Annotated in this window: 7 protein-coding genes and 1 pseudogene; 5 read left to right on the top strand and 3 right to left on the bottom strand. The window is 38.6% G+C overall.

All coding sequences use genetic code 11. The features are described from left to right. Positions 1 to 45: 45 nt before the first annotated feature. Positions 46 to 1,269, bottom strand: a complete 1,224-nt coding sequence (locus H8Z77_RS11130; RefSeq protein ID WP_069987086.1) for an argininosuccinate synthase — start codon at positions 1,267 to 1,269, stop codon at positions 46 to 48. Between the two features lie 250 nt (positions 1,270 to 1,519). On the opposite strand from H8Z77_RS11130, the gene H8Z77_RS11125 reads away from it, so the two are divergent. The 3 genes from H8Z77_RS11125 (at position 1,520) to H8Z77_RS11115 (ending at position 4,436) form a co-directional block, all read left to right on the top strand. Beyond that, a complete protein-coding gene (locus tag H8Z77_RS11125) occupies positions 1,520 to 2,014 on the top strand; it encodes a flavin reductase family protein (protein ID WP_186997041.1) in 495 nt (164 codons plus the stop codon). A gap of 436 nt (positions 2,015 to 2,450) precedes the next feature. Next, positions 2,451 to 3,614: an iron-containing alcohol dehydrogenase gene (locus H8Z77_RS11120; protein WP_069987084.1), complete on the top strand. Its 1,164-nt coding sequence runs from the start codon at positions 2,451 to 2,453 to the stop codon at positions 3,612 to 3,614. A gap of 219 nt (positions 3,615 to 3,833) precedes the next feature. Further along, a complete protein-coding gene (locus tag H8Z77_RS11115; protein ID WP_186997040.1) occupies positions 3,834 to 4,436 on the top strand; it encodes an NUDIX hydrolase in 603 nt (200 codons plus the stop codon). Between the two features lie 469 nt (positions 4,437 to 4,905). On the opposite strand, the gene H8Z77_RS11110 is transcribed toward H8Z77_RS11115, so the two are convergent. Beyond that, complete coding sequence (locus tag H8Z77_RS11110) at positions 4,906 to 9,819, bottom strand: alpha/beta hydrolase fold domain-containing protein (protein WP_186997039.1); 4,914 nt, start codon at positions 9,817 to 9,819, stop codon at positions 4,906 to 4,908. 292 nt (positions 9,820 to 10,111) lie between these two features. On the opposite strand from H8Z77_RS11110, the pseudogene H8Z77_RS11105 reads away from it, so the two are divergent. Then, positions 10,112 to 11,428: pseudogene (locus H8Z77_RS11105) on the top strand (MATE family efflux transporter). Between the two features lie 157 nt (positions 11,429 to 11,585). Next, positions 11,586 to 13,151, top strand: a complete 1,566-nt coding sequence (locus tag H8Z77_RS11100; RefSeq protein WP_069987080.1) for a putative polysaccharide biosynthesis protein — start codon at positions 11,586 to 11,588, stop codon at positions 13,149 to 13,151. Between the two features lie 126 nt (positions 13,152 to 13,277). Here H8Z77_RS11100 and H8Z77_RS11095 read toward each other — a convergent pair whose 3' ends face one another. Then, positions 13,278 to 18,533 carry a phosphodiester glycosidase family protein gene (locus H8Z77_RS11095; protein WP_186997038.1) on the bottom strand — a complete coding sequence of 1,752 codons (5,256 nt, stop codon included), beginning with the start codon at positions 18,531 to 18,533 and terminating at the stop codon, positions 13,278 to 13,280. Positions 18,534 to 18,557: the final 24 nt, after the last annotated feature.

The raw sequence follows: 18,557 nt of genomic DNA, 5'->3' as shown, positions 1-18,557 counted from the left end.
TGCAAGGGCATTACGGCATTTTCGTTCTTATTCCACCGAACAGTTTTATTTTACACGACCCTCATCCAGCATAGCTTTTACTTTGATTGGCAAACCAAACAGGTTGATAAATCCAGCGGAATCTGCTTGGTTGTATACATCATCTTCCCCAAAGGAAGCAAATTCTTCACTATATAAAGTGTATGGAGAGGTAACGCCTGCATTGATAATATTTCCTTTGTAAAGTTTCAACTTCACATCACCAGTACAGGTTTCCTGAGTAGAATCCACAAATGCGGATAAAGCCTCCCGCAAAGGTGTGTACCACTGGCCGTTGTATACGATATCAGCAAATTTCAGAGCAACCTGCTGTTTATAATGTTGTGTTTCTTTATCCAGGCAAATGGTTTCCAATACTTCATGGGCATGGTACAAGATGGTTCCACCTGGGGTTTCATATACGCCACGGGATTTCATACCAACCAGACGGTTTTCCACAATATCAGCTAGACCAACACCATTTTCCCCGCCGATTTTATTCAGTGTTTGAATCAAGGTAACACCATCCATTTCAACGCCGTCTACAGCGGTTGGGATACCTTTTTCAAAATGGATCGTTACATAGGTTGGTTTGTCAGGAGCCTGTTCAGGGGAAACGCCCATTTCCAGAAATCCTTCTTTGTTATACATCGGTTCATTTGCTGGGTCTTCCAAATCCAAACCTTCATGGGAAAGATGCCATAAGTTTTTGTCTTTGGAGTAGTTGGTTTCACGGGTAATTTTTAATGGAATGTTATGAGCTTCTGCATATTCAATCTCATCGTCACGAGATTTCAGATCCCATGTCCGCCAAGGCGCGATAATTGGCATGGTTGGCGCAAATGCTTTGATTGCCAGTTCAAACCGAACCTGGTCATTTCCTTTTCCAGTACAACCATGGCAGATTGCGTCAGCACCTTCCGCCTTCGCGATTTCAACCAAACGTTTCCCAATAATAGGACGTGCAAAGGAAGTACCCAATAAATATTTATTCTCATATACCGCACCAGCTTTAATGGTTGGGAATACATAGTCATTCACAAATTCTTCTTTTAAATCTTCAATATACAATTTGGATGCCCCAGTTTTAATCGCTTTTTCTTCCAGTCCTTCCAGTTCGGATTCCTGTCCAACGTCAGCGGATACCGCAACTACTTCGCAGTTGTTATAGTTTTCTTTTAACCAAGGGATAATAATAGAGGTGTCCAAGCCACCAGAATATGCTAAAATTACTTTTTTAATGTCAGCCATTTGTAAAACTCCTTTTCATTTGAATTGATGTTGTCCTTATTATAATACAGTAATCTGAAAAAAACAACCCCAAATTCGAAAAAATATTCATTTTTCTGCATATTCATCAATATTTTATGCATAATATAGCAAATCGATTGCATATTTATGCAATTTGCTTAAAATTATATTCCATATTTGACCACTGTGCTATAATAAAAGAAAAATCATTGTTTTCTATTATGGATGAAATCAATAAGGAGCTGTTTTTATGAAAGAATTTGATATTTCACAATTAGCCTTTTCTCCTTTTCAAAAAATCGGCACACAATGGATGCTGGTAACCGCTGGGGATCAAAACGGATATAATACCATGACTGCCAGTTGGGGTGGTGTTGGTGTCCTGTGGGGAAAAAATGTAGCGTTTGTGTTTATCCGTCCAGAACGTTATACGAAAGCTTTTGTAGAACAAAATGATTATTTTACACTAAGTTTTTATCCAGAAAATTGGAAGGACGCTTTAAGGTTTTGTGGCAGCCACTCCGGAAAAGAGTTCGATAAAGCCAAAGAAACTGGCTTAACCCCTGTATTTGTGGATGGTACCACTACATTTGAACAAGCGGAACTCACTCTTGTTTGTAGAAAAATGTACCAGCAAGACCTACTGGAAAGCTGTGCATTGGATGACTCCATCCAAAAATGGTATCAAAAGGAAGGCCACCATACCATGTATGTAGCGGAAATCTGTCACGCATACCAAAAATAATTTTCTATTTTGGTTTAAAATGAATATGCTAATAGGTCTCCAAAATAGTTGTACTCATTTAAGATTATACTTGTACCTATATTCAAGCTGTATTTATCCGATAAATCTTATTTATTAAATTTAAGTATTTTCTTTTAAGCCATTTGTTTTGGTTTAAGTTTGCTGTTTATTACATTATTTTTTAATTAAATCATCAAGCTTATTGTTATACTGTATAAAAAGCAACTAGTAAAATTGTACTGGTTGCTTTTTCTGTTGTGAAACTGTCAAAATTTTTGTAAATATATTGTTAAAGTTATAACAATATTGTTTTTTTATCCGTTTACCTCTTGCATTATTTGTGCAAAAGGTTTAAAATATGAGTAGTACAGAAAAAATAAATATTCAACTGTACATATTAATTGTTTTTAGAACAATCGACAGGAGGATGATTCCCATGGCTAGATTTACATTGCCAAGAGATATTTATTTCGGTAAAGGTACCTTAGATGAATTGAAAAATTTAAAAGGCAAAAAAGCAATTATTGTTGTAGGCGGCGGCTCCATGAAACGCTTTGGTTTTTTGGATAAAGTTGTTGCAAACTTAAACGAAGCTGGTATTGAAACGCAGTTGTTTGAAGGCGTTGAGCCAGATCCCTCCGTTGAAACTGTTATGAAAGGCGCTGCTGCAATGCGCGATTTTGAACCAGACTGGATTGTTGCAATCGGTGGCGGTTCCCCAATCGACGCAGCAAAAGCTATGTGGGCTTTCTATGAATACCCAGATACTAAATTTGAAGACCTGATTACTCCATTTGCTTTCCCAACTTTAAGAACAAAAGCAAAATTCTTGGCAATTCCGTCTACTTCCGGTACAGCTACTGAAGTTACTGCTTTCTCTGTAATTACTGATTATGAAAAAGGCATTAAATATCCTTTGGCTGACTTTAATATTACACCAGATGTTGCAATCGTTGACCCTGATTTGGCTGAAACAATGCCACCTAAACTGGTTGCCCATACTGGTATGGACGCATTGACCCATGCAATTGAAGCATATGTTTCCACTTTAAATTCACCATTCACAGATCCTCTGGCAATCAAAGCAATCCAAATGGTTATGGAATATCTCCCAACCTCTTATGAAGGATGTACTGTTTCCAGAGAACAAATGCACTATGCACAGTGCTTGGCTGGTATGGCATTCTCCAATGCTCTGTTGGGTATTGTTCACTCCATGGCACATAAAACAGGCGCCGCATTCAGCACAGGACATATTCCTCATGGCTGTGCAAACGCAATTTATTTGCCATATGTCATCAAGTACAACAGCAAAAATCCTGTTGCTGCTCAAAGATACCAGACAATTGCAAATTCTATTGGTTTGGATACTGTTGAAGCTCTCTGCCACAAAATTGATGACTTCAACAAACGGATGAGCATTCCTAAAACCTTAAAAGAATTTGGCATTAATGAAGCTGAATTTAAAGAAAAACTGCCTGAAATTGCGAAGAATGCAATTGGTGATGCTTGTACAGGTTCTAATCCAAGAATTCCTACCCAGGAAGAAATGGAAAAACTGTTTACAGCAATCTACTATGGCGAAGACGTTGATTTTTAATTCCAAATAAGTTTATAATAACAGCGGGATTCTATTGGAATTCCGCTGTTTTCTATTGCCCTTTTCCTTTCCATCACTTCATCCCCCTTTTATAGATTTTTCCGTTTTAATATGTTATAATTAAAAGTAACTTTTGATTGAACTACAAGAATAATCTTTTCCATATGGAATTCATCAAACAATAATAAAAATAGTGGCCTTTTTACAAGGAGATGTATCATGAAAGAAATGCTAACCATTGTGGATGACCAGCTGCATCCTATCCAAACAATGAGCCGTGAAATGGCACATAAAACAGGGGCTCTCCACCAGGTAATTCATTGTTGGGTAATCGACCCTTACCAGTCTGAAATACAAATTTATTTGCAGCAGCGTTCCAAAAACAAAGCAGATTTTCCAGGATTATACGACCTGACTTCTACCGGCCATATTGACGCTGGTGAAACAAGGGTACAAGCTGTGTGCCGGGAAGTGATGGAAGAAATCGGTTTGATTTTAAACCCTAGTTATCTAAAGTACCTTGGGCATGTAAAAGAAGAAATTCAAATAGCAGAATTTTTTGATCGTGAAATTGCCCATGTATTTGTTTATCCAATTCAAAACCCTATTTTCTATCCAGGAGAAGAAATAGATAGTATCGTAAAACTTCCTATTTCAGAGTTTAAAAAATGGCTTCAATCTCCAAATCAACAATTAACTGGAGTTCAATACGGCTCCAATCAAGTGATTAATATTCCTGATAACCAAATGTGTATCCATCCTAAAAAATATCTTTGTTGGGCTTTAAAGCAAATAGAAAATCTCGTTACTACAATTGGTTAATTTTTTATTCTATCAAACAAACGCTTAGAGTATCATTTCATGTTACATATTAAGCTATCAAATAGCATTCGTACGATTCTTTCAATGAAACATGAACATTTTTTATAAACAAAATATTATTTTACTCTACCACGTCTAATTTTCATTCAAATTTTGTACTATTATTAAGCTGGTATTTCATGTTCTAAAGGGGCTTTTATCTGCTCAATAACACTATTTAATATACTATAAAGCATATAATTTCAAGTTATATATTTTATCATGAGACGCTAAAATATATCGAATATAAAATATTCCGTTTACAAACCTGTTGAGATTGTCCCTTAAATTAAACACTATTTACTGATTTTTTTAATATCTAAATTAAGTAATACACTTGTTTCCGGCATAAATATAAAATTTTTCAGATATAGAAAGCCTCCTATGGTTCTCATAGGAGGCTTTTACTATTAAGTTCAATCATTACAATTTATTTTTTTCTACGGCTAAGGATGGCTGCAGTTCCTGCTAATGCAAGAATAATAACGCCAGCAATTGGAGCAAAGTCGCCTGTTTTCGTTGCATTTGCTTTTGTGGTTGTACTTTCTTGCCCTGTTTGTGTACCGTCTGCTTTGCTGTCATCTGGTGTTTCGGTAGATGGTTTTTCTACTGCTACCAGACCTTTCATTGCTTCTTGTACACTTGTTACTGCTGCGTCTACTTCTTCCTGGGTTGCATCTTCGTTCGCCATTACTGCGTTTGCTTCTGCTACTGCTGCTTCCAGTACTGCGTAGCTTTCCGCTGTATATGCACTAGCATCTTTGCCGTTGGCTTCCGCAATTACTTTTTCCAGGATGGATTTATCCGCTTTGTATCTCAGGTTCAGCATCGCGTTCAACAGATTGCTTTCTGCTGTTTCGATTTCTGTTTGCATTGCATTATCTTTATTCGCTAATAAATCTTGCGCTGCTTTCAATGCTTCTAAGAATTCTGCCTGACCTGCTTCTACATAGTCATTCATGTCATAGCCTTCTGCCAAGGATACCAGAGCTTCTAAGGAAGTAATATCTCCTTTGACAAAGCCTAGTTTATGAATTTCTGTCATTAATGCTTTCCATGCTGCATCTACTGCATCCTGACTTGCTGCTGGATCTGCCGCAATTTCTTTTGCTGCATCCAATGCTGCGTTGAAGGATTCCTGTACATCTGCGATAACATTGTTAAAGTCATCAGATGCTTTTTGTTCTTCTGCGTATACGATTACTTTGTTTAGGATATCTTTATTGGTTTCCACTGGTTCTACTGGTTTCTTTTCCAGTGCGTCATAAGCATTCTGCAGTGCTGTTACTGCTTCGTTAACTTGTTCCTGGGTTGCTTCTTCATTCGCAATCAGGTTTTTCGCTTTTTCCAGTTCTGCTACAAAGGTATCTTTTGCTTCTCCATCTACATACTGGTTCAAATCAGTATCTTTTACCTGGTTGTAGAGGGTCTCCAGTGCTGTTTTATCTACTTGGGTATCACCGGAGAATATCAGTACTTCATCCAACCAATCCACAATCTTAGATACATTGTTTGGCTGCAAGAATTTTTTCACTGCATGGGTAATACCAGGGAATAGTTCTAATGTTGTATTTGGATTTCCAGTTGCTTCTACCAGAGATTCATACAGTCTTACACTATCCTGATAGTCCACTTCATTATCTGCCATACCATGCTGCAAATAAAATGCTGGGGCATCTTTTGTTACATGGTTAATTGGACTGGAATCTTTAATAACATCCATATTGCCAGCGTTGGAACCTAACCACGCTGCACGGTACTGAGCATTTCGATCAGTTGCTAAATCAGTAATTGCATACCAAGAAACAACTGCTTGTACTTCACTAGAATATTCCGCATTTCCCATAGATAAATCTTCATAAGCTGGGTTACCGTTGGTGGTACCAACAAAGTCAACAATACATCCACCAGCGGATTCACCCCAAATTGCAAAGTTTGCGGAATCCAAATGATAATTTTCTGCATTTGCTCTTAAATAGCGGATTGCTGCTTTCACATCATAAATTGGTTCTGGGAAATAACCTTCTGGACTATAACGGTAGTCTACCATCGCAACCGCATATCCACGATCCAATGCCTGTAGTGCGCCTTCCGCCGTATACAATACCGAACTTCCAGTAGAGTTACCACCTGCGAATCCACCGCCATGTACAAATACCACTACTGGGAATGGACCTTCTCCTTCATCAGGAAGAACAAGGTGTAATTTTTGTGTTGGGGATTGGTCCGCATATTGTAAACCAAGATATTTATTTTGGTATCCTGCCAAATCTACATTCCAATATCCTGGACGGGTATTTTCGTCAGAATCAAGGTTTTGTTCTGGGAAGAAACGTTTTTGCAGGAAATTCAAGGTTACTTTTATTGTTTCTGCATTATTCCAAGCATCGTGTTGAGCATGAGCTGCATTTTCAGGGAAATAAGTATCTACCAATTCTGGGTCAATGTTTTCTTTTACTTTCTCTGCTAAATTAAAGGATTGTTCTACATCTACTAACGTATCATTTTTACCGTGCCCAATAAACATAGGAGCTGTATTGGAAGATACATAAGTAATTGGACTAACTGCCAAAGCCTGCTCTGTTGTATAGTTATCTCCAATTAACATAGAAATTGGGTCTTTTCCATTACCAATAATATTTCCTAATTGTTCTTCAGACTGATGCCATGTACTTACATCAGAAATACCATACATGGAAACAACTGCCTGAACATCACTAGAAACATCCGCGTTACCCACGGAGAGATCTTCAAATTCTGGATTTCCATTGGTAACACCCATCATTTGAACCAAATGTCCGCCAGCGGAGCATCCCATAACAGCAATCTGATCTGGATTTAAATGATAGGTTTCCGCATTTGCACGGATAAAACGAATAGCGGCTTTACAGTCATAGATCTGTGCTGGCCATTGTGCATTTTGTGCTAAACGGTAGTTCACACGTACTGTAGCGTATCCTTCTGCCAAAGCGGCATCTAGTATACCACCAAGTTCTTCATCTGTTTTATCACCAATTACCCATGCTCCACCATGGATAAATACCAATACTGGCACTGGGCCAGACATATTTTCTGGCAATTCAATATCTAATGTTTGATAAGGGTCATTACTGCCCTCTACGTAGGATACATCATTTAAATCACCAATATCATCGTGATGTTCCCCAAATGCGGTTTGATAAATCACCTGTGCATAAACACGTGCCAAATAATCATTTGGATGGTTTACGTTATTCCCAGTCATATTTTCAAAAGATTTTTTCTCAATTAACGCTTTGTGCATTGCTGTCATATTTGCGACAACAACACCTTCTTGTTCCATAGCCAACATTGGCTGTTCATATGCTTCGTGCTCACCTTGGAATCCTGGTGCATTTGGATTTGGCAATGTAGTGGAAACAAGAACAATTTCACAATCCGGATTTTTTGCGTGAATTGCGTCAATCATTGCCTGAAGGTTTGCCACATATTCTTGTGGAGAGCGATGTTGTCCAGCATCATTCATACCGAATGCAAGAACTACCAAGTCAGGGTCATAATTGGTAACACGTTCGGTAATATTCTGAACACCCCAAGGGGTTTCCTGACCAGATAAACCGGTGTTCACTTCTGTAATATTAGATAATGGATAAGCCTTTTTCAAAGATTCGGTCACTAAAGTAGACCATTTTGGCATATATGGGGCTGTATTGACAAAACTGGAGGTATTATATCCTTCGGTAATGCTATCCCCATAGAATACAATGTTTAAGTCTTCCCTATTTTCCAAACGTTGGATGGTTTTTGGAAGCAAGTTCGATTTATCAGCAGGTTTCTCCTCTTGCCATGTATCAGAATGTTGATAAGTAACATAAATCTGCCTTGTTACAATCCCTGTGCCTTCTTCCCAATAAACATATCCACCATCCCCATCTGGAAATGCACCAGTGGAAGGATGATAAGTATCACAGGAAGTAACTGGAATACTAGAACCTTCTGGAATATGCAGTTTCCCATCCACAAGAGTATAGTCTTTTCCTTCTTGGTAGGTGATTGTCCGAGCTAAATTCTGTACAGTTAAAATTTTATCTGCATGATACAATAATGGAATATCTTTTACTGTTCCATCCTGTTCCGCAATGGGCCAAACGCTTTCTTCATAAGCAGTAGTACCCTCCCATATTGGTTCCATATAGGATTCTGGAACATCACTGGCAACATCGTCTGCTGGAGGGACAAAGTCCCATTTTGTTGTATCAATAAATTCAAATTCATCTTGCCATGTAATCTGTCCGTTCTGGGTTACACGAACGTAATCGATATCAGCGGATTCTGTTGCGGCAAAACGCAGTTTTAATGGGCCGGAAGTTGTAGCTTGGTCCATCTGGCACTCATGTACTTTTTGGTTGTTCAGATAAGTAGTAACCGTAGTACCTTTGATATCAATTTTCATAGTAACAGGAGTATCTGTTTTCACCTGGTCAGACGCAACCTTATCAATTACTGTCCAGTTTCCAGGTTGATGCGCCCACAAACCATATGGGTCCACCAAAGCTAAAATCCAAAGTGGTGGATTAGGGCTTCCAGACCCAAAACACAAACCAGCTGCCTGGTTATGTACTGTTGCCTTCATTTCAATAGTATAATCCCCACTAAAATTCTGTTTGGATGTATAAGTAACATCTCCGCCACTTGGAACAACTAGCTGCCCGTTATCAATCCATACTCGTCCATCTCCAGTTGTACCGGATTGTGGAGCAGGGAAGTCCCATTTATTTGAGTCAATTTTATTAAAACTATCTTCCCAAATCGTTTTTCCATCTTGATATACCTTTAAATAATCAAGGTCAGCAGATTCTGTAGTGGAAAAACGCAGACCAATAGGACCATCTGTAGAACCTTCTGGTACAGTGTATTGATGTACTTGTTGGTCATTTAAATAGGTGGTCGCAGTTGTGCCTTGGATTGCCACTTTTAATGTAACCCATCTTCCGTTTTGAACCTGGTCAAATGGCACTTTTACAACGCCAGCCCAGTTGTTCATTGGATGGACCCATACGCCAAGTGGATTTACTGTAGCCAAACTCCACATTGCCGCATTGTTACCACCTTGCCCAAGCAACAGTCCAACCGCTTGATTGTTTACTCTAGCGCGCATTTCTACAGTATAGTCGCCACTAAACACCTGATCGGTATGGTAAAAAGTTTCCTGTTGAATATTGGAAACTACCAATTTGCCATCTTCGATTTTTAATGTGCCGTCAGCTGTTGCAACATTATTTGCAAAACTTTGCACAAAAGTACTACATATCACAGTTAGTACCATGGCAATTGCCAACAGCAAACTAACGCCTCTTTTTTTCATTTTGTCTCTTCACCTCATTTTTCTTTACACCATTGTTTGTCATACAAATATTTTTTAATGAAAAAAATATTTGTATGGATTAAACAATTTTAAGTGTAACAATTTTCCAGGAAGATGTCAATTCTTAAATCCACTAAAAAACAAGGCAAAACTTTATACAATTTTTCTTTGGTTTGACGTGTACTATGTTATTTAGTATACTAATGAAGTACATAAAAGATAGAAAAATAATGAGGAGGATATTATTTTGCAAAAAGAAGAACGGTTGGGAAAAGCTCCAGTTGGAAAATTAATGGTATCCCTAGCAATTCCCGCTGTTATCGCACAGCTAATCAATGTACTATATAATATTGTAGACCGCATTTATATTGGACATATCCCAGAAATCGGGGATATCGCTTTAACAGGGGTAGGTGTTACTTTCCCTATTGTTCTACTAATTGCTGCATTTAGCTACTTTGTTGGAATGGGTGGAGCCCCATTAGCTTCGATTAAATTAGGACAACAAAACCATAAAGCGGCAGAAAAAATCCTCTCCAATGGGTTTACTATTTTGTTATTTTTTTCGATAGTATTAACAGTAATATTTCTCATGTTCAAACAGCCTTTGCTATATCTGTTTGGAGCCAGTAATGCCAGTTACCCTTATGCGAACCAATATATTACTATATATGTATTAGGAACCGTCTTTGTCCAAATGGCATTAGGACTAAATTCCTTTATCAGTGCCCAAGGCTTTGCGAAAACTGCAATGTTATCGGTATTGATTGGTGCAGTTACGAATATTGTTTTAGATCCAATTTTTATATTTATATTCCAAATGGGAATACAGGGTGCAGCCTTGGCAACTATCATTTCCCAAGCTCTTAGTGCAATTTGGGTAATTGCTTTTTTAACCAGTTCGAAAAGCCAGTTAAAAATCCGATTTTGTTTGATGAAACCAGATAAAACCATACTAAAAGCAATCACTGGATTAGGAATATCCCCGTTTATCATGCAAAGCACCGAAAGTTTGATCAGTTTAGTGTTTAATGCAGGTCTTCAACATTATGGGAACGACCTTTATGTTGGTTCTATGACAATTATGCTCAGTATTATGCAGTTGATTGTAATTCCACTCAATGGGATTACTCAGGGAGCTCAACCAGTTATCAGTTATAACTATGGTGCAAAACAATACAAACGTGTACGAAAGGCCTCTAAGTTGATGGTAATTAGTACATTTTGTTTTGCCACTGTTACCTGTACCATAGCAATTCTTTTTCCACAGCTTTTTGCTCAAATGTTTACGCAAGAACCAGAGCTATTACATTTAACCCAAAAATTGATGCCAATCTATCTAGCAGGCATCTGGATTTTTGGGGCATAGCAAGGATGTCAGGGGGTTTTTTTGGCCCTAGGACAAGCTAAAACTTCTGTATTTATCGCATTGCTCAGAAAAGTAATTTTGTTAGTTCCACTTGCATTCATTCTACCAGTATTCTTTGGAGTAAACGGAATCATTTTTGCAGAACCCATTGCGGATATTATTGCTGCATGTACCACACTGGTTTTATTTGCCATCACTTATAAAAAGCTGCTTTACCCAAAAGAAGAAATTCCGCAATAGCAGTATCCCATTTTCATTTTGAAATAAAAATATTGCTACTATAATAAAAAACATACCATAATACAAAACTTATGGTATGTTTTTTTATGGTTTCCCATATAATTCACTGAGTATTTATTGTAAAAATGATTCAATTTAGAATGGGAAGCGGTGCTAGATGAGTAAAAAAACTGTTGTACAAGGGGCAATCATTGTATTAGCCGCCTCTATTTTAACACGAATTTTAGGGTTTGTCTTCCGCATTTATATTTCCAATCAATTAGGAGCCGAAGGGATGGGGCTTTACCAACTGGTCCTTTCTCTATATATGCTAGTGGTTACCTTCGCTACCTCTGGGATCAGTATCGCTGTTTCCCGCATGGTCGCGGAACAATTGGAGGTCAACCGCTATGGAAGCAAAAAAACTGTGCTTCGTATGTCGGTTACTTATTCTTTACTGGTTAGCTTAGGCGTTGCCTTTCTGTTATTCTGGTGTGCCGAACCCTTAGGCAATTACATATTAAAAGACCCTCGTACTGTACTTTCCCTCAAATATCTTGCGCCAAGTATTCCATTTATGGCAGTTGCAGCCTGTATCAAAGGATATTATTACGCATTGCGGAAGTCTTTTATGCCTTCCTCTGCACAGGTTATCGAACAAATTGTAAAAATGGCATTTATAATGGTAGTCATCCAATTATGGCTCCCTTATGGAGATGAATATGCCTGTGCAGCGGCTGTCTTAGGGATGACTGTTGGTGAAATTTCTTCTTGTGTATATGCCGTATGTATGTATTTTGCAGGTAAAACCAAAGAAAAAAAGCAGGTTTATAAACGTCGTGTTGCCATGAAAACAATCCTGCAAATTTCTTTACCCATCCAGTTTAGTTCTACTTTTCATTCTTTACTACGTTTGGCTGAAAACTTGATGATTATCGCAGGATTAAAAGTATTTTCTGGTGGAGATAGCAGTCAGGCAATTGGATTATATGGAATTTTAAAAGGGATGGTATTACCGTTACTTGCCTTTCCAACCTCATTATTATCTGCTTTAGTTACCACACTGATTCCTGAAGTAGCTGGAGCTAATGCGGGAGGAAAATGCCAAACCGTCAGCCGTGCTGTGCGTAAAGTGCTACAATTAACTTTGTTAATGAGTGTTGTCATTGTGGCATTATTTATGATTTTCCCCAATGAAATTGGAGTTCTCCTTTATGGAGAACAGCAAGTAGGGCAAATGCTGCAAATGCTTTGTTTTATCTGTCCATTGATGTATTTGGAAATGGTAACTGTGGGCATCTTAAATGCGATTGGAGAACAGATGAAGCCAATGCAGTACAATATTATTGACGCCGTTCTGAGAATTGGGCTTATTTGGCTGTTTGTTCCATTGGGAGGGATTCAAGCATTCCTATGGATTATGATCGGAAGTAATCTATTTACTTCTATATTAAATTTGAGAAGGTTATTAAAAGTAACAGGAGTAAAGCCAGATTATAAAAATTGGATGGTAAAGCCTGCTATTGCTGCCGCTGCTACTGGATTGTTGGTACGTCTGGGTTGCCAGTTACTTTCCGGCTACGGATTCCAAGGTTGGTTAATGATTGGCGCAGGATGTTGTATTACAATTGTAATTTATATTGTTCTATTGTTCGCATTGGGTTGTGTTAAGAAAAAAGACCTTTTATGGTTAAAAGACTGTTTCCGTTCCAAAAAAAGTGCTGTTTCCTCAACGAAACACTAATTCCTTATGGGTTAATCTTACCTTTCTCTAAAATTCAAAAATATAGGATAATAAAACCGGGAAACCAAATTGGCTCCCCGGTTTTATTTTTTATTAGAGAAAAACTTTTATGGTATTTATCTTATATTATTTCTTTTTTTGCAATAACAGTACTGCTACGCCCGCTACTACCAATGCTGCGGCTCCTGCAATTGGGGTAACATCCCCTGTTTTTGCTGCTTTTGATTTTGTTGTTGTAGATTTCTGTCCGGTTTGAATTGCTACGTCATCAGTGGATGATATTGTTTCTTCTGAAGCTGTTCCATCTACTGCTACCAGACCATCCAATGCTGTTTGTACCGATTGCACTGCCGTATCTACTTCTTTCTGGGTTGCATTTTCATTTTTCATGACTGCATTTGCTTCCGCTACTGCTGCTGTCAATACTGCATAACTTTCCGCTGTGTATGTGCTAGCATCAACTTCATTCGCTTCCGAAATTACTTTTTCCAAGATGGATTTATCCGCTTTGTATCTCAGGTTCAACATTGCATTCAATAGATTGGTTTCTGCTGTTTCAATTTCACCAGCCATTGCATTGTCTTTGTCCGCAATAATCGCCTGTGCTGCATTCAATGCGTCTTGGAATTCTTTTTGGCCAGCTTCTACAAAATCATTCATATCATAAGTTTCTGCCAGTTTTACCAAAGTTTCTAAAGAAGTAATATCCCCCTTGACAAAGCCTAGTTTATGGATTTCGGTCAACAATGCCTGCCATGCTGCATCCACTTCTGTTTGTACCGCAGTATCATCTGCTGCCACTGCTTTTGCGTTTTCCAAAGCTAAGGTAAAGCTTTTTTGAACATCTGCAATTACATTATCAAATTCAGGGCTATCGGCTGCGTCTTCTGCATAGTCAATTACAGAATTTAAAATTGTTTTATCTACCTGTTTTAAACTATGGCTTTGAATTTCAACACTGTCAATCATTTTGGTTTCGCCGTTTTCCATAGCATATGCTTCAAAATAAAGTTTTCCGTCCCGCTGTTTTAACACAGAAAATACAGGGTTGTTCTCATCATATACAACATCTTGCCAAGGCCTTCCATTGCTATCTGCATCATAGAATTTAGAACCAGAGGAGCAGCCACCTACAATATACATTGTGCCTTGCTGACCATCTGTTACTTTCTCTCCATTGTACATTTCTGTTCTGCTGTAAATATGGTCGTGTCCGGAAAGAACCAGGTCAACCCCTAATTCATCAAAAGTAGTATGGAGTTCACGTACATCCGCTTCATCGTAATTTAACGGATAGGAAGAACGGTGCATCAATACAACTTTGTATGTTTTATCGGAATTGTTGAATACTTCTTTCATTTTAGCGATTTGACCGGAAAAGTCAGGGTCATAACTATATACCGCTTCGGTGTCCAAATTGTAGATTACCATATCGCCCACTGTAAACCAGTAGTTTCTAGGGGTGGAGTAGGTTCCGTTGGATGGCCCATTAAAGAATGAGGTAAAGGTTTGAGCGTCAAAGTAAGAATCGTGATTTCCGATTGTTGCCGCCCAAATGCCACTGGAAAGATAACTTCCAAAGTTACTGTCAATCGAGGACCAATCTGTATAAATGTGTCCATTATCAGATACATCCCCAGCAATCAAGCTCATATCAATATCTGGATAGAGGCTCTTTAGAGATTCAATTGCATCTGGGAAACGGTTATATGCACCTTGGATATCTCCATAAAACCCAATTGTTACATCGTTTCCTGCCGCTGGAGTTGTGGTGAAACTTTTCACTTCGCTGTAATGTTCCCCTTGTCCTACTTTATAGTAATAAGTGGTATCGGGTTCCAAATCGTTTACAGACACATCCCATGCCTGATAGTTACGGTCGTAAGAATTTAAAGTCGTTAAGATTGTTTTATTGGTTGCTGCGATTGTTCTGCCATCGGATAAATCACTTTGTTTGCCAATTACAATATTGCCTTGGGTAATATCCAAACTGGTTTCCCAGCTGATTCCAACACTTGTAGATGGGTCTTCCCCTGTTGTTACCACAATTTTAGAAGGATCTGGGCTGCCCAAGCTTTCAAATACCGGGATTTCAACACGGTTACTCAAAGCGCCATCTTGGTCTTTTACCCAAACTTCAAAATTGCTCCCTGCTGGATAACTGCCAAATAAACTGGTTTCCAACTGACCGTTTTCGTTTGTAACGCCTTCCAAAGCAACTTCCTGCCCATCTTTGGTTACCTGGAATCCAATATTCGGTACTGGATTACCTTCGCTGTCTTTTACTGTCAGTGTAGTTTGTCCACCTACTGTGGAACCGTTCCAGCTAAGGGTATATTTAAACGCAATTTCTTTGTCATACCCTTCCAAAACTAAGTCTGTCCCTTCTACTTCTCCAGTTTCACGTACTACAGCTTTGTTTACTGTTATTCCAGTTAAACCGCCAGCATTTTGTTGTACCTGGAAACGAAGCTTTACCAAAGGATTATTTTCATCTTTTGCTAAATCCTTCATTCCGGTTAAGGTATATTTGATAGAGCCGGTTTCTTCATCAATCTCCTGGTTCTGTACTGTCACACGGCTATCTGGAGTAGCAGAAACCAGGGTTACATATTCAGGATTATAGCTTAAGTCAAGGTCAAACTGTTCAAAGTTTTTATAATCGTTTGCGTTGATAATATAATCAAACGTACTTCCCGCAGAGGCTTTTTCTCCTTCCGGCTTGATTTCCTCCAGGTTTACATTATATCCTTCTACGGTAAAAGACCATTCCTTAAAAAATTTATTTCCTGCATTGTCTTCTACACGGTATTTGATTTTATTTAGTCCAGAACGAAGCGATGTCAAGGCGGATGGAATATAATTTATTTTTACAGAACCATCTGGCTGGACTTCATGTAACACATTGTCCATTACCTTGCCATTAATCCAAAGTTTTGTACGTTCTGTATTAATGCCAGTATATGGTTCCCCTTCCGCAGCTGGATCATATACCGTCATAGAAATATCTGGTTGATGCCCTACGTTTGTAGCGCCATCAGCTGGTGTCACTTCTGTACCAGGAACTAGCTCTGGCGCTTTGGTATCGTCATTTTTAAAATCGTAAACAGCACGTAAGCCATCTACATAAATAGTGCCTTTTTTATTTTGAACTGGTGTAGTTGGAGTACACAGTAAACGTACGCCATAAACTAATTGATAAGGGAAAGAAGCAGTAGATGGAATCTCTGTTTCAATGTACTTCCAGCCAACCCAGTCTACATAGGTATCGCCTACATAGGCAGCAGGTGCCAACTGGATACGCAGCCATGCGCCATTGCCATCGCCATATACCCAACATCCAATTGCTTTTGGTTGGCCTTCCAAATAAAAGGTATCTTTTGGACCAGCCTCAATGGCAATAGTCCCTGTTACAGGTTTTGTTGCAAAGTCATAGTCAATTCTCAGAGAGCCATCCCCAGTACGAACAAAGCGTTCATCATAGTTGATGGACATTTTCCCACTACCGCCATTTTGTGGGTTTGTATATCTCCACATCCAGCCTGTTTCTTCTAATGGCTGTTCAAAATCATTTAGTAATACTGGTAATTTACCGATCTCTACAGGAATGACTAAGGAATAATCTTTATAAGAAACACGCAGTTCTCCTGTTCCTTGGGTATCAGCAGCAATAAAAGTACCGTCTGACTGGATAGAACCTAAGGAAGAATCGGATAATTCAAAGCTCAATGCCTCACTGGTCAGTTCCACTGGAATACCATTGTATTCCGCTGTGAAAGAAAGCTGTGTTGTTCCAGAAGGGGCAACGGATAAAATGGAACGGTCAGCAGTTAATTTTGTAATGCTATCTACTGTGCTAACCTCGATTTCTCCTTTTGCGGAACCATCTTTTGTACTTACAATTACTTTACCTTCATGGGTACCGGATGCCGCTGTTAAAACACCATCTTGTTCAATTGTTCCAATATCCCCTTCTGTTGTATAAACAAGGTTTTCCGGGTCTACTGTTGTATAATGATAATTATTGTCGGTTGCTCCTACACGGAACCCTAATTTACCGTTTTCCAGCAATAAAGTTTTTGTGCCATAGCCTTCTGTTGTATCTGGATAAACATGCAGTTTTTGTACTGGGTTGCCCTCTACAGGCTCAGAAGTCGCAACAAATAATAAAGCATTGCAATTTGCACGTTCATTGCCGTCAGAAGGACGGTTTAAAATTGTAGCCTCTTCATCCCCTGGCAGTGTAACAGCAATTGTAGAACTTCCGCCTCCATCAAAGTTAAAGATGTTGACGCAATCTAGACTTTTCATATAATCTACAATCTCAGTAAATGTCATACCATCTGCAAAACCTGGCTGGCGTCCATCACATTGGAATAGAACAACAGTACCATCCGCTTTTGTGCCAAATACGGTACGCGGGTGAACTGCTGTATCAGACAGAGCACTTTCGTTTATAACACCATCTTTCATCAGCACATGAAAAATCCCTAATGCCTGTTGTGCCTGACTCCAGTCTACATCAGCATTATTATTTTGCACATCAATGGTAAGCTCTTGCCCTTTTGACAATCCACTTAGTGTGGCATATTGACTGCTGTCAGAATGGACGGAAAGAACTATTTGCCCTTTCCCAATCGGTGTATTATTTTTATCTGGGTTAGCAGCTACCTGGTTTACACTCTCTACAGTGGCTGTAATAGATTTACCAATTTGAACCCCCTGATAGCCATCGGTTGTTACATTTAAAACAACCTCAACTCCTGGCTGTGTAGAACGTGTGGCCTTATCAAACTGTTCTGTTAATAAGTATACATTACTGGTATCCAGTTTTCTTTCCTTATTGACATGGGCAATTGGGATGGTGGTATCACCTGTTGTTGCTTTGATATTTAAATTAGTAGAACCATAAATAACAGTACCATCTTGTTTAAATCCAACTGCTTCGCTTCCGTTTGAAGTAGAAATCAACAGCCCATTTTTAATCATCAAACCATTAGATACACCATTGGAAGTATCGTAAGCATCGCCATTAATGGCAAATACTACTTTATCACCATTTTGCTCTACCTGTGAGATCATATCGGACATAATATCCCCACCCATAACATAATCACCATAATTTAATACTGGTTTTACTTCACAGGTTGTTGGATTAAATTCTGTGGTATATGCTTTTTGTATGCCACTTTCATTTTCACTCATGATATGAGAGAGAGAAACATCGTTATAGATTTCTCTACTCCAGGAAAAGTTAATATCTCCCATACCGATTTTTTCGCTGGTAGCACTAGCTATTAAACCGATATTAAGAGAAGATACCAGAATAGCGGCTGACATAACAACCACGCTAAACTTCTTCACTACTTCTTTTACCTTCATAACTACCTCCTGTTAATTTTACTA

The organism is Clostridium facile, from assembly GCF_014297275.1.
GTDB lineage: Bacteria > Bacillota > Clostridia > Oscillospirales > Ruminococcaceae > Massilioclostridium > Massilioclostridium facile.
The sequence above is the reverse complement of the archived record's forward strand: the minus strand, read 5'-3'. Positions and strand labels throughout refer to the sequence as shown.